The organism is Streptomyces odontomachicola (assembly GCF_039605595.1).
Classification (GTDB): domain Bacteria; phylum Actinomycetota; class Actinomycetes; order Streptomycetales; family Streptomycetaceae; genus Streptomyces.
This window is the reverse complement of sequence record NZ_JBCFOK010000011.1, coordinates 290,017-303,283: the sequence shown is the minus strand read 5'-3', so window position 1 is coordinate 303,283 and position 13,267 is coordinate 290,017. Positions and strand designations below refer to the sequence as shown.

Here is a 13,267-nt window from a genome sequence, read left to right as displayed (position 1 = left end):
CACGGCCGCTTCAGGGGTGGGGAGGGCTGCCGCAGGGACCCCGAACGGGGGGCCAGGGCCGCGGCCGGGCCCGCCGGTCGTCCAGGTCAGCCGCGTTGCACCGGGACGGTCTTCCCGGTGCTCTTCTTCTCTTCGGTGACCGGGACGGTCACGGTCAGGATGCCGTCCTTGTACTCGGCCTTCGTCTCGTCCTCGCGTGCTCCGGCGGGCAGGCGTACGGAGCGGGCGAGGTGGCCGTAGCGGAATTCGGAGTGGCCCTTGTGCTCGGTCGTCTGCTCGCCGCGTTCGGCGCGCAGGGTCAGCACACCCTGGTCGATGGTGATCTCGACGTCGTTCTCGGGGTCCAGGCCGGGCAGTTCGGCACGGAGGCGGTAGGCGTCCTCGGTGCGCTGCTCCTCGACGCGGATGCTGTGAGCTCCGGGGGTGCCGGGCCACATGGGAAGACCGGAGAGCCCGGATTCGAGCCAGTCGATCACGTCGGGCAGTGCGGTGGGCCTCCAGTCGCGCAGGCTGTTCATGTCATTCCCTCCAAGGCTGGCCGTGCAGCGTGCGCCGGGGTGCGGAGTCCGTGGTGCGAACGGCGCGTTCCGGCGCTCGTCGGCTGCGGACGAGGTCATGAGTAGCCGGGCGGCGCGCTGTGCTGACAGGGGCCGGTCGGCCCTCCCGCACGGCGCTCCGGCCCCCGGAGCGGCAGCTCGTCCGGCCGGTGAGCGGCGACCCCCGTGCCCCGTCGGCGACCTGCGTACGTGGCACAGCGCGCCTGTCGGTCAGCCGGCCGGTGCTCCAGGCGTGATCGTTCCGGTCCGCGCGCCGGACGTCCGGGCGGACGGCCGGGCTCCTGCGCCGGCATCCCGCCACTCCTACAGGCCGTGGGTGCGGAGGAGTTCATGGGCGCGCTGCGCCCCGCGCACCGTCCGTTCCTCGTCCACGGCCTCGGCCTGGGGGCGTTCGAGCCCTCCGAGGAGTGCCCGAACCGCGAGAGCCAGGGTGTCCACCCGCTTCTCCAGGCGCCGCAGGCGGCAGAGGCCGGCAGGGACAACGCGAACCGGAGTGTCCACCCCTCCGAAACTCTCCGACAGAGGCTCTTCGGGCCCGTGTTGGCGGCCCGCTCGGCACCTGCCGCAGGCCCGTCGGCGCAGCCGAAGGTGAGGAGAGCGCGCAGAGGGCACTCGCATCGACGGGCAGGGCCGGAGCCTCTTCCGCCTGTGCCCCCGGGATTCGGATCCGGAGGTGTACCGCTCATGTTCCGTCCCGTGACCGTGGGGATCGACGGCAGCGCCGCCAGCCTCGCCGCCGCCTCTTGGGCCGCACACGAAGCCGAACTGCGCAAGACCCGCCTGCATCTGGTCTCCTCCCGGGCTTGGCCCGTGGCCGCCCGGGGCGAGGTGGGCCAGGCCGGGGAGCAAGAGCGCTGGGCGCGCCGTTCGCTGACGCTGGCTCAGGACCGGCTTCGCAGCCGCCATCCCGATCTGCCGATCACCGATGCCTCTGTGGCGGCACCGCCTCAAGAGGCGCTGCTGGCCGAGGGAGCGGATGCGCAGCTCCTGGTCCTCGGCTCCCGGGGGATCGGGAGCCCGTCCAGGGCCGCGGTGGGCTCCACCGGTATGCGGACTGCCGCGGAGGCGTCCTTTCCGTTGGCGTTGCTGCGGCCGGAGGCTGCCTCAGCGCTGTGCAGCGCGCGTCCGGTGCTGCTGGCGCTCGATGCCCGCCGGCTCGCCGACGAGGTCATCGCCTTCGCCTTCGAAGAGGCCGCCTGCCGTGGTGTCGCGCTGCACGTCCGGTACGCGTGGGGCCCGGGCGCTGTGTCCATACGCTATCCGGCCGCGCCGCGCCCGGACCTCCTCGCCTCTCAGGCCCGGCGGGAGGCGGCGCGGCTGAGTGCGGCGTTGCACCCGTGGCGGGACAAGTGGCCCGCTGTGCGGGTGGTGGAGGACTGCCTGCCGGAGACCGGAGCCGCCGCCGTGGTGGCGGGAGGGGCGACCGCGTGCCTTGCCGTGCTCGGGCACCGGATGCGCCCGCGGGGCGGAGCGCGCCTGGGGCCGGTGGCGCAGGCGGTGCTGCACGTGGCTGCCTTTCCCGTGGTGCTGGTCCCCCATATCTGAGGGCCGGGACTGCGGTCGGAGGGGACTCCGGAGTGGAAGGGGGCCGGCCCGCTCCTCGCTCGTGGTCGGCGGGGAGGACGCGTGCCCCCGACTCGCCTACCAGGCCTGGCACAGGCGTCAGCCGCCGCGGTGGCGCGCTGTGGGCCACGGATCGTTCCCTGTTGGATCAGCGTGCTGAAGCTGATCCGACAGGGGTGGTTCCGTGCCAGGTTGGCGTACGTCTTCGGTGCCCAAGACCCGGGTGATGACCGATCGCGTGCCGATCTTGGCAGGTGGGGAGGATCTGGCCGAGCGGGAACAGCGGTTCGCTATTCACCCTGGAGATCCGATCCCGCTGGCACCGGACTACCGGGTCGACGAGGTTCTGAATCTGTACCTGTGCCGGTCGTCTTTCTCGCGTCTTGAACACGAGCCGAAGCGGAATTACACCGGCGATGATGGCGGGCTCGGCCAGGCGCACACCCGCGGCAGTACAGCGCGCATTCAGCAGGGGTGCACATCAGCATTGCCTGTTTGCGTGGTTTGCTCTCCACGTCCGTGACCTGGCGTTTTTCTGATCAACGTCAGGTGAAGCCTGTGGGTGTCCACCTTCCGTACGAAGGAGCGCACCATCATGCGTGTAGGCATTACCGCTGCTGCCGCGACTCTGGCCGCCGCAGCAGCCATCCTCGGGGCCGCTGGCCCCGCTCTGGCCGACGGTCACGACGACGACCTCGTGGACATCAGCAAGTTCACGAACGCGCCCTCGTTCGCGTCCCATAACTGGGGCAACGGAAATTGGAACTCCGCGGCGCGATTCGGTGATCTGGCGCAGGACTGAGCCGACACCGGCGTAGGTGTGCCCGGCAGAACGGATCTGCCGGGCACACGAACCGCCGCCCTGCCACCCGCCGTCTACCACCTGCTGCGCTGCCGGCCGCGCCACGCCCCGCACCAGCTGGCTCTTCCCCGGCTACGCCGCCGGACCCCGCGCGAGCTCAGGCAGCACGGACTGCCAGCGCATCCTGGCCACAACATCGGCCTGCTCGTACCGGCCTGACCGCCTCGATCCTCAGGGAGCCCTTCGGTATCAGCGTCGTCGTCGCACTCCTATAGGCCGGCCGCGTACCGCGACGGGACTGCCTGCCTTGTTTTCCGGTAGCGGGCCACCGTCCGCATGCCCTGCGGGCGGAGCGGACAGACTTGAGCCATGGCGTCGATGACGCACGACTCTGCCGTCCTCACCATCGACGGGCGGCCCTTTCCGCTTCCCTGGCTGCGTTTCTGCTGCCCGTGCCAGCAGTGCCGCCATCCCGGTTCGTACCAGAAGATCGCCGACCTGAGCGGCCGCGACGGTGCGCTGCCGCAGGCGGCCTCGGCGGAACTGAGCCCGGACGAGCGGGTGTTGCGGGTCACCTGGCGGGAGGAGCCGGTGCACCACAGCACCTACCGCCTGGACTGGCTGCTCCACCACGCCTGGGACCACGACACCGGCCAGGAGAGCAGCGAGACGCTCTGGGATGCGGAGCGCCTGCGCGCAGCGGGCCTGCCCTGGCACGAGGCGTCCTCCTGCCACGCCGGGCAGGGCCCGTGGACGCAGGACCTGCTCACGTACGGGATCGCGCTGCTGCGCAACACCAGCGTCGCCGAACTGGAGCGGCTGCTGGAGGAGTTCGAGCCGGTGCACTACACCGAATACGGCCGGTACGCGGATGTGCGGGCCGTCCCGGAGGCCGAGGACCTGTCCGAGATGGCTCTCACGCTCACCGCGCACACCGACTACCCGTACCGCACGGTGGGTCCGCTGCTGGAGTTCTGCTACTTCGTGGAAAACCAGGCCAGCGGCGGGGAGTTCTTCTTCCTCGACGGCTTCCGGGCCGCCGAGGACTTCCGCACCGAGCACCCCGCCTGGTTCGAGCTGCTGGCCACCACACCCGTGGAGTTTGAGCAGCTCTACACCAGCCACCGCTACCTGTACCGCCTGCGCCGCCCCATCATCACCCTCGGCCCCCACGGCCGCCTCGCGGCAATGCACTTCGGGCACTCGCACGCCTGGGCCTGGCAGATCGGCCCCGGCCAGGCCGCCGACTTCTACCGCGCCTACCATGCCTTCCTGCACCACCTGGGCGCGCAGCGCTACCGCATCACGCGGCACTTCGCGGCCGGGGAATGCCTGGCCTTCCGCAACACCCGCATCCTGCACGGCCGCCACGCCTTCGATCCCGCCTCAGGGCCCCGCCGCCTGATCACCGCCTACCTGCCCTGGGACCAGCTCGAAGCCCGCATCCGCTACCACCACGAAGCCCTCCACTACCCGCTCCCCTGAAGGCCGTTGCCCAGACCCCGAGCGCGAGGGCCTGCTTCGTGCCCGGGTAGTGGTGTGGCGCGCCCGCGCACACCACGAGGGCATCCATGCCTCACTACGTCCTCGCCATGGCGCTTCACAGGGGCCGTACGCGCGCAGGCTCTTGCCGGAGGGGTTGTCACCGCTGCCGAACAAACGAGGTCACGGGTGAGTGTCCCGCACCGCCGCCCCCCACCGGGCGCTTCACAGACGCCGTCGACATCCTCTCCCTCGGTGCACACGTCGCCGACGCCCCGGCATGTGGGGGTGATTCTCGATGGGAACCGGCGCTGGGCCCGCAGCCACCACGCCCCGCTGGAGAAGGCGTACTGCGAAGGTGCCGCGCGGGTACGGGAGTTCGCGGACCGGTGCGCGCAGACCGGCATCACCGTGGTGACGGTGTGGGCGCTCTCGCGCGATAGCCTCCGGCGCGCACCGCACACCGTGGCCCCGATCCTGGGGGCCGTCACGGCAGGGCCTGGACGCGGTCGCGGCCACGGCGCAATGGCACATCCGCCCCATCGGCGCACTGGACCTCCTCCCCGCCGACCACCGCGCTCAGTTGCATGCGCTCACACGGCGCCCCACCCCTGAGGCAGGGGGCATCCTCAACGTCGCCATCGGCTACGACGGACGCGCCGACATCCTGGCCGCCGTCCAGGAGCTGTTGCACGAGCCCGACGTCGCGGTGGCCGACGACGGTGTGGAGGCGCGGTTGGAGCGCTGCCTGTCCACCGCTGGCCAGCCCGACATCGACCTGGTCATCCGCACCTCCGGGGAGCAGCGCCTGTCCGGCTTCATGCCCTGGCAGACCGCCTACGCCGAGATCTACTTCACCCCCGTGCTGTGGCCGGACTTCGCGGCCGACGACTTCACCGCGGCACTCGACTTCTACCGCACCCGCCAACGCCGGTGGGGAACGTGACGCGGCACCGGTACGGGCGCATCGCTCCGCCCGCTGCCGTCGGCCCGCACCGCAGCCCCCGGCCCCCTGGGGACGAGAGGGAGGACCATGCCCGCCATCGACCTCGATCTGCCCTTCCCCTACCGCATCAACGAGCACGTGGAGCGGGCACGCGAACACAACGTGGCCTGGCTCCAGCACCACGGCCTGCTCACGCCCGGCCCCGTCACCCACGCCTACCTCCAGCACATGCTGGCCGAGGGCACCGCGCTCGCCTTCCCACACCTGGACGCTCCGGGGCTGGAGCTGGCCACCGTCGCCGTCGCCGCATTCCTCGACGACCTGATGAGCAAGAACGCCCATCTCCCCGCCACAGCCCGGCGCTTGCACGCCCGCTACGACGCCGTGATGGACGACCGCAGCGCACCGCCGGAACAAGATCCGCTCGCCCTCGCCTGGTGCGAGGTATGGGCGCGGCTGAAGCGCGGCAAGAGCCCCTGGTGGTGCCGGCAATCCCGCGCCCGGTGGCGCGACTTCCTGTCCGTCGCCCTCGAAGAGGCCCGCGCGGAGTCCGCTGACACCCCGCCCGATCTGCTCACCTACACCACACTGCGGCGCCGCAGCATGGCCATCAGCTCTTCTACGACTTCGCCGAGGCATGCGGCGGCTTCGAGGCACCCCGCCGCGCCGTCGAACACCCCCTCCTGACCCGCATGATCGAGCTGAGCAGCGACCTCGTCAGCCACGTCAACGACGTTGCCTCCCTGGAGAAGGAGGAAGCCGCCGGCGAGACGCACAACCTCGTCCTGATCCTGCAACGCGAACAGCACCTCACTCGCCCCCAGGCAATCGAGACCATCCGCACTCATTGCGTCAGCCTGCTGCGGGACTTCACACAGGCCCAGGCCGAGCTGCCCGCCCTGTGCTCCGCACTCCACCTCGACGAAGAGGAGGAAACCAGCCTGCTGCGCTACGCCGACCTCATGGCCACCATGATCCGCGGCAACTACGACTGGTCCCACCGCACCCACCGCTACGGCACCACGGCACAACCGGCACTGGCCCTGAGCACCGCCGACGGGCCATCGTCATCCGGGCTGTGATCCGCGACAGCGTGGAATTGCGCCGGAGACGATCCAGGGGCCCGCACCTACCTTCAACACGCTGAACTTGAGAGGGAACGCCGCTGGGCTGCCGAGGCGCGGCAGTTGGCGGCCACGGCGGCGCGGGTGCGGGCCTTCGCCGAAGAGTGCCTGGACGGTCCCGACTGACCGCCTGGCGACGGCGGGTTCGGGCACATCGCCGACCGGCCCGCCGGAGTCGGGACGAGCAGCCGTGTCGGTGACCGACGCCGTGTCACTCCTCCTCCCGCGTCCGGGACTCCAGCACCTCGGGTTCCAGCCTCTCGGGTTCCAGCACCTCCCTGGGAGCCAGCCGGGGCGACGCCGGGCCTGCGGGCCCCTTGCCGAGGCGTATGAGCATCTGCGGGTGTCGTGCGGGGGGCGTCCGGGTGGTCGCCGGCCGGCGCCCAGCGCAGGTTGGCCCAAGCCAGGGCCTGGTGCAGGAGCGAGGAGCGGAGTCGGTGCGCGGTGGCCACCAGGAGGACGTTCTGCAGCGCCTGCCCGGTGCGCAGCCAGTCGGCGCGGCGGTCGTGTGCGGTGCTCAACAGGGCGAGGACGGGGTCGCGTTCGAAGGCCCGGCTGTGCAGGGGCGCGGCCGGGTGGCCGGCGGTGAAGCCGCGCGGGGCAGTCGCCCCCATGCGTCCTGCGGGCCCAGCACCGCTGGCGCGAGGCCCACGCCGTCGTGTGCGTGAGCCCATCGGCGGCTCTCGTCGCGTCGGTCGGCGTCCTCCCTGTCGCGGTGCCCGGCCTCGGCGGTGAGGGCGAGCAGGCGGCGCCGCTCCCGAACTCCGGGGTACTCCAGCAACGCCCCTTCGCTGTGGGCCGGCTCGGCCAGCTCATCGATGATGTGCGGAGGGAGGGGGCGCCCGGTGAAGGGGAAGCGGCTGCTGTGGCGTCGCCAGCTCGCCTCGTACAGATCCGCGCGCAGCAGCGAGCCCGTGCGCGGCGCTCCGGCCAGCCGTACGGTCGCCAGCAGCGAGGGGCCGCGGCGTCGGGCAGGAGCCGCACCACCGGGCGCCAGCCGAGGTGGCTCGCGGCGACACGGAGGTTGAGTACCGCCGCGCCCACGGACAGAAGCAGTGCGCGCCCGGCGGGGTCGGTGCGGGGCGGCACGCGTTCGGGGCCGGCGCGGATGAGCAGGGTGAGCGCGTCGTGGTCGCGACCGTAGCGCCAGGGCTGGGTGTTGTGGAGCGAGGGTGACGCCATCGCGGCAGAGATGAGCGTTTCCAGGGTGGCCGCGTCGAAGGGGGCGGACGACACGGCGCGCTCCTCCCTGAACGCGTGACTGCGGCGCCGCTCGGCCGCTTGGCCGGTTCCCACTCTGCGGCGCCGCGCGTGCGCGCGAGTAGAGCTGCAAGGGCGGAGGCCGGGGACGAGCGGCCCGCGTCCGGGTGCGGGCGGGCATACGCGGATCATCCTCGGTGGCATGCAGTTGGGGGGAGGGGGGCTACGGCAGATGATGGTCTGCGCAGCTCGGCGCGAACTCGTCCCCTTGCGGCCTGTTTTCGCCGACATGTTCTGCCCTGGGCTCTGACCTCGTACGGTCTGCCGCCGAGCCGGCCGGACGGGCCGGTTCCCCGGCGGCGTACGGAGCGGAGCGGGCGTACGCGGCGCAGCCAACGCGCGGGGCGTGCGGTTAACGTGACGGCGGGGATCCCTACTCGTGAGGATGTGGGGCGTTGGCGGGGACAGGCGTCGGGGGCGGGAAGGACGGCATTCCGCGGCTGCGGCTGGATGAGCTGCTGGAGGAGATGGAGCGGCGCATCCGCTCGGTGCGCGGGACACAGGACCGGCTGCACGGGCTGCTGGAGGCGGTGCTCTCCGTGGGCCGGGGCCTGGATGTGGCGCAGGTGCTGCGGCGGATCGTGGAGGCCGCGGTGGTGCTGGTGGACGCGGAGTACGGGGCGCTGGGCGTGGTGGGGGAGGAGCAGGAACTGGAGCAGTTCCTGACCGTGGGGCTCAGCGACGAGCAGCGGAAGGTCATCGGGAAGCTGCCGCGCGGGCACGGGATTCTGGGCGAGCTGATCCGCCACCCCGAGCCGTTGCGTCTCTCGGAGTTGTCGGAGCACCCGGCCTCGTACGGTTTCCCGCCGGGGCATCCGCCGATGCACTCCTTCCTCGGCGTGCCGATCCGCGTACGCGACGAAGTCTTCGGCAACTTCTATCTGACGGAGAAGCGCGGGGCGAAGGAGTTCGACGCCGAGGACGAGGCGGTGCTCTCCACCCTCGCGCTGGCCGCCGGAGTGGCGATCGAGAACGCGCAGCTTTACGAGGAGGCGCGGCGGCGCGAGCGGTGGTCGGCGGCCAGCGGCGAGGTCACCGCGGCGCTGCTGTCGGGCGCGCCGCGCGGCGAGGTACTGGAGCTGATCATCGACCGGGCGCGGGAGACCACCGAAGCGGATCTCGGGCTCGTGGTCCTGCCCGTGGAGGGGGACGGGCACCTGCGCACCGCGGTGGCCTCGGGGCGGCTGGACGGCGTCTACCGCGGAGCGCTCTCCGCGGCGGGCGAGGAGTTCGTGCGCACGGTGCTCGAGGCGACGGAGCCTGTGTACCGCGCCGCGGTGGGCAAGGAGGTCCCGCAGTGGCAGGAGTTCGGGCCCTGCGTGGCGGTTCCGATGGGTGTGGGCGCGGCGGTCCGCGGGGTGGTGCTCTTGGCCCGCGCTGCCGGGAGCGCGCCCTTCGGGGAGGGCGAGGCCGTCTCCGCGTACACCTTCGCCGGGCAGGTGGCCCTCGCCATGGAGGTCGCCGAACGGCGGCGCGACGCCGAGCAGATGACGCTCCTCGAAGAACGCGACCGCATCGCGCGTGACCTGCACGATCTGGCCATCCAGCGGCTGTTCGCCACCGGCATGACGCTCCAGAGCGCCCAGCGCCTCTCCGGGCACCCCGAGCTCTCCGAACGGCTGGAGCGCGCGGTCAGCGACCTGGACACCACCATCAAGATCATCCGCTCGACGATCTTCGGGCTGCGCAGCCACGAGCCGGGCGAGAGCGCCGGGCTGCGTTCACGGGTCGCCTCGGAGATCGGCGAGGCGGCCACGCTGCTCGGCTTCGCGCCCTCGCTGCGGGTGGAGGGCCTGGTGGAGACCCGCGTGCCGGACGAGGTCGCCGAGCAGGTCCTCGCCGTCCTCAAGGAGGCTCTCAGCAACGCGGCACGGCACTCGGGCGCGGGGGCCGTGGATGTGCAACTGGTCCTTCGCGACGGACAGGTGGCGCTGACCGTCGAGGACGACGGGCGCGGTCTTCCTGCGGAGGGGTACCGCAGCGGCCTGCGCAATCTCGCGGAACGCGCGGAAGGCCTGGGCGGGGAGCTGGAGTTGAGCACACCGGCTCGTGGGGGTACGCGCTTGAGCTGGCGGGTGCCGGTGGGTGATGGTGCTGCGGAATCCTAGGGCGTGTCTTGCGCATCAGCCCGGGGCCACGGCGCCTGGCGGCGCCCCTTAGGGGCAGCCCAGGGGGTTCGCAGTACCGGGATGCGCGACCCGCTGCGCGTTCGCGCTGCGCGCGGCGGCACATGCGACTGCTCCGGCCTTCCACGCAGTGGCGCGCACGACGATGATGGGAGGGCGTGAGGGCACAGCCCGCAGTGTCCGCGCGCTGGGGGTGGGCCGTGAGTGCGGAGACGTTGGCAATCGCCCTGGGACGCTCGCTCACCACGCAGGCCGTGCGGTGCTGGCTCAGTCCGCGGAAGGCTCGACAGGATGCCGACTGGCAGATGGAAGACCTGATCCGCCGGCGCATTCCCGGTCTGCGTGCGCAGCGTGGCCTCCAGCGGCAGTTCGAGCAGATCGCGGACACCGTCGCCGGGCGTCTGGAGCCGCTGTGCGCCCACGAGTTCAGAGGGCTGGATGCCGCGGGCCGCACCGCCGCGGTGGAGGCCGTGACCGATGCCTTCGCCCGCAGCGACCTCTCGGACGCGGCCCTCCTGGAAGCGGACCTGGACGCCTCCAAGCTGACCCGGCGGCTGCGCGCGAGCGCGCCCGCACCGGCGGGCTTCGAGGAAGCAGCGCGCGAGTTCTACGTGGTGCTGCTCACCGAGTGCTGCGAGTGCTATGTGCACATCGTGCGGCGGCTTCCGGTCTTCACCGAACGCGGGGTGGCGGAGCTCCTCGGGCGGGTGGGCACGCTGGGGGAGGAGGTGAGCCGCGTACTCGAACGGCTGCCGGCGCGCTCGCTCTACGCCCCGCGGGGAGAGGGGCAGGACGCCGCGTTTCTGCGGGAGTACCTCCAGCTCATCAGCGAGGTGCTGGACGAGGTGGAGCTCGTCGGCGTCTCCGGCGGCCCCGTACCGAGGACGAAACTGTCCGTCGCCTACGTCAGCCTCCGGGTGCACGCGGACCAGAGCCCCGGTGCCCCGGGCCGCCTCCGCGGTCCTCCGGTGCGCGCGGGCCTGGGCGCCTGGGAGACCTCCGTCGCCGAGTCGCCCAGCATGCGCGTGGAGGAGGCGCTGGGAGCCGGCCGCAGACTGCTCGTACGCGGGGAGGCCGGCTCGGGCAAGACGACACTCCTGCAGTGGCTCGCGGTGAACGCGGCCCGGGGAACCTTCGCCGGTGACCTGTCCTCATGGAACGGCCTGGTACCGGTGCTGGTGAAACTCCGGCGCCACGCGGGACGGGAGCCTCCGGCGCTGGAGGAACTCCTCGACGACACGGCAGGACCGCTGACCGGACACATGCCTTTGGCCTTCATGGACCGGCAGTTCACCGCGGGCCGGATGCTGCTGCTGATCGACGGCGTCGATGAGATCCAGCCGGGTGACCGGCGCAAGGTGCGCGCCTGGCTGCGCCTGCTGCTGCGCGCCTACCCCGCCACCCGCACCCTGGTCACCTCCCGCCCCACCGCCGCGCGAGGCGACTGGCTCCTGGCCGAGGACTTCACCTCCGTCTCGCTCGAGCGCATGTCACCGGCGGACACCGAGGCATTCGTCCGGCAGTGGCACCAGGCGGTACGGGTGCACGGTGATGCCCTGCCGTGCCCGCCCGAAGCGTTACCGCACTACGAGCGAAGCCTGCTCACCGGCCTGCGCGACCGGCCCCACCTCCAGGGGCTGAGCAGCAACCCGCTGCTCGCCGCCATGCTGTGCGCCCTCCACTTGGAGCGCCGCCGTCAACTGCCGCGCAGCCGCATGGAGTTGTACCGGGCCGCGCTGGAACTGCTCACCCAGCGCCGTGATGTCGACCGCCATATTCCCAGTGCCCTCACGTTCTCCCCGGCCCTTTCCCTCACGGACAAGCTGTGCCTGCTGCGCGACCTCGCGTGGCGCCTCTCCGACAACAACCGGAGCGAGGTCTCCGCAGAAAGAGCGCGGGAGCACATCGCCGCCACCCTTGCCTCCATGCGGCATCTCGGTGCCGATATCGACGCGGGGGATGTTCTGGAGCATCTGCTGTCGCGCTCCGGTGTGCTGCGTGAACCGGCCGAGGGGCGCATCGACTTCGTCCACCGCAGCTTCCAGGAATATCTGGCCGCGGCAGGAGCCGCGGCGGAGGACCGCATCGGCAATCTCGTCGGCCGGGCGCATCTGGACACCTGGCGGGAGACCATCATCATGGCCGCGGGCCACGCGCACCGCAGCCAGCGGCTGGAACTCCTGCACGGAATACTCGACCGCGCAGAGGAGGAACACCAGCACGCCCGGCCCCTGAAAATGCTGGCGGCTTCCTGCCTGGAGGCCATGGACTCCGTCCCCGATGCTCTCAGCGCGCGCCTCGACCGGGCCATCGAGTCGCTGCTTCCACCGCGACGCCAGGCCGACGCCCCCGCCCTCGCAGCCATCGGCACCCCGCTGCTCTCCCGCCTTCCGCGCAGCCTCGACGGGCTCACCACGAACGCGGCGGAGACGATGGTGCGGACGGTGGCGCTGATCGGGGGAGAGGGTGCGCTGGAACTGCTCCGGGAGTACGGGAATGACCGGAGGAGTCGAGTCAGGCACCAGCTCGGAGAGGCATGGGAGTATTTCGACCCCGATGAGTACGCGGAACGCGTCCTGTCACCGATGATAAGGAGCGGGGAGACGCACCTCATCCTCCGGCACCCGAGCCAGTGGAATGCTGCGACGAGGCTGACCGAGGCACGGGACGTCAGGATTTATTATCCCTTCGCCGACCTGGAGTTGATAGCGGAGCTCCCGGAGCTGGAAACTCTGTGGATCACCGACCTCGGAGAAGCCTGCAGTCTGGAACCGCTGCGCAATCGTCCGGAGCTGCGCGATGTGGTTCTTTTGGGAGAGGGTGATCTCAGAGATGTTGCTGCGCTGGCTGCACTCTCTCGGCTGGAGAGTCTCCAGATTCGGCGGTGGTCTTCGTTGCCTCCGCTTGAGTGGATACCTGTCCCTAGCACGCTGGAATTCCTGGGGTTGGGAACTCTGTCGCTGCCTACGAATCTGGAAATCCTGCGCACGCAACCACACCTGCACACTTTGCTGTTGATCGGGGACAACCATGGACAGGATTTGGCAGTATTGACGGGCTTGGAGGAGCTGCGGATCTTGGTGCTTTACGGGTTCGACCTCGACCGGCAGGATGCGCTCGGCGCCCCGCCTCGTGTCGCGCAGGTCTGGCTACGTGACTGTGTGCTCCCCCAGGACCTCTCAATCCTCGGTCTGCCCCACTCCGTCACGGGCCTGGAGCTGGAGGAATGTCGCACGCGGGAGAACGCGCCCCTTGACCTGACACCCCTCGCGCAACGCCCTCCGTACCCACGCCTGCATGTCCGGCTTCGTGAGACAAGCGTGACCCCAGAGAGCCGCCACCTGCGTCCCCGCCTCCGTGTCGGTCGACTGTGAGCGGAGGGAACCGAGGTTCCGTGGCGCCTAGCG

The 13,267-nt window shown here is 71.2% G+C and carries 11 protein-coding genes and 1 pseudogene; 9 read left to right on the top strand and 3 right to left on the bottom strand.

The window, feature by feature from the left end:
- Window positions 1-86: 86 nt before the first annotated feature.
- Window positions 87-518 (bottom strand): Hsp20/alpha crystallin family protein, encoded by a 432-nt coding sequence (locus tag ABEE00_RS21800; protein ID WP_345747285.1) that lies wholly within the window; start codon window positions 516-518, stop codon window positions 87-89.
- A 342-nt stretch (window positions 519-860) separates the two neighbouring features.
- A complete protein-coding gene (locus tag ABEE00_RS21795) occupies window positions 861-995 on the bottom strand; it encodes a hypothetical protein (RefSeq protein WP_345747284.1) in 135 nt (44 codons plus the stop codon).
- A gap of 246 nt (window positions 996-1,241) precedes the next feature.
- On the opposite strand from ABEE00_RS21795, the gene ABEE00_RS21790 reads away from it, so the two are divergent.
- From ABEE00_RS21790 to ABEE00_RS35845, 7 genes and pseudogenes are all read left to right on the top strand, one after another.
- Entirely contained in the window at window positions 1,242-2,102 is an 861-nt protein-coding gene (locus ABEE00_RS21790) for a universal stress protein (protein ID WP_345747283.1), read from the top strand.
- Window positions 2,103-2,346: 244 nt separating this feature from the next.
- Window positions 2,347-2,643: a hypothetical protein gene (locus ABEE00_RS21785; protein WP_345747282.1), complete on the top strand. Its 297-nt coding sequence runs from the start codon at window positions 2,347-2,349 to the stop codon at window positions 2,641-2,643.
- A gap of 39 nt (window positions 2,644-2,682) precedes the next feature.
- Window positions 2,683-2,922 carry a hypothetical protein gene (locus tag ABEE00_RS21780; RefSeq protein ID WP_345747281.1) on the top strand — a complete coding sequence of 80 codons (240 nt, stop codon included), beginning with the start codon at window positions 2,683-2,685 and terminating at the stop codon, window positions 2,920-2,922.
- Between the two features lie 369 nt (window positions 2,923-3,291).
- Complete coding sequence (locus tag ABEE00_RS21775) at window positions 3,292-4,407, top strand: TauD/TfdA family dioxygenase (RefSeq protein ID WP_345747280.1); 1,116 nt, start codon at window positions 3,292-3,294, stop codon at window positions 4,405-4,407.
- Window positions 4,408-4,461: 54 nt separating this feature from the next.
- On the top strand, window positions 4,462-5,019 hold the full coding sequence (locus tag ABEE00_RS35850) for an undecaprenyl diphosphate synthase family protein (RefSeq protein ID WP_451918637.1): 558 nt from the start codon (window positions 4,462-4,464) through the stop codon (window positions 5,017-5,019).
- A complete protein-coding gene (locus ABEE00_RS21770; RefSeq protein WP_451918640.1) occupies window positions 4,904-5,350 on the top strand; it encodes an undecaprenyl diphosphate synthase family protein in 447 nt (148 codons plus the stop codon). The genes ABEE00_RS35850 and ABEE00_RS21770 overlap by 116 nt, the downstream gene beginning before the upstream one ends.
- 87 nt (window positions 5,351-5,437) lie before the next feature.
- Window positions 5,438-6,432, top strand: a pseudogene (locus tag ABEE00_RS35845) (terpene synthase family protein).
- Window positions 6,433-6,685: 253 nt separating this feature from the next.
- Here ABEE00_RS35845 and ABEE00_RS21755 read toward each other — a convergent pair.
- Entirely contained in the window at window positions 6,686-6,811 is a 126-nt protein-coding gene (locus ABEE00_RS21755) for a hypothetical protein (protein WP_345747278.1), read from the bottom strand.
- 1,354 nt (window positions 6,812-8,165) lie between these two features.
- Between ABEE00_RS21755 and ABEE00_RS21750 the strand changes: the two genes are divergently transcribed.
- Window positions 8,166-9,842 (top strand): sensor histidine kinase, encoded by a 1,677-nt coding sequence (locus ABEE00_RS21750; RefSeq protein WP_451918639.1) that lies wholly within the window; start codon window positions 8,166-8,168, stop codon window positions 9,840-9,842.
- Window positions 9,843-10,018: 176 nt separating this feature from the next.
- The gene (locus ABEE00_RS21745; protein WP_451918636.1) at window positions 10,019-13,234 is read left to right on the top strand and encodes an NACHT domain-containing protein; all 3,216 of its coding nucleotides are present in this window, start codon (window positions 10,019-10,021) and stop codon (window positions 13,232-13,234) included.
- Window positions 13,235-13,267 lie beyond the last annotated feature (33 nt).

Excerpts from the sequence above, each read along its gene's own strand:
- ABEE00_RS21800 (WP_345747285.1), bottom strand. The coding sequence starts at position 518 with ATGAACAGCCTGCGCGACTGGAGGCCCACCGCACTGCCCGACGTGATC.
- ABEE00_RS21790 (WP_345747283.1), top strand. The coding sequence starts at position 1,242 with ATGTTCCGTCCCGTGACCGTGGGGATCGACGGCAGCGCCGCCAGCCTC.
- ABEE00_RS21785 (WP_345747282.1), top strand. The coding sequence starts at position 2,347 with ATGACCGATCGCGTGCCGATCTTGGCAGGTGGGGAGGATCTGGCCGAG.
- ABEE00_RS21775 (WP_345747280.1), top strand. The coding sequence starts at position 3,292 with ATGGCGTCGATGACGCACGACTCTGCCGTCCTCACCATCGACGGGCGG.
- ABEE00_RS21755 (WP_345747278.1), bottom strand. The coding sequence starts at position 6,811 with ATGCTCATACGCCTCGGCAAGGGGCCCGCAGGCCCGGCGTCGCCCCGG.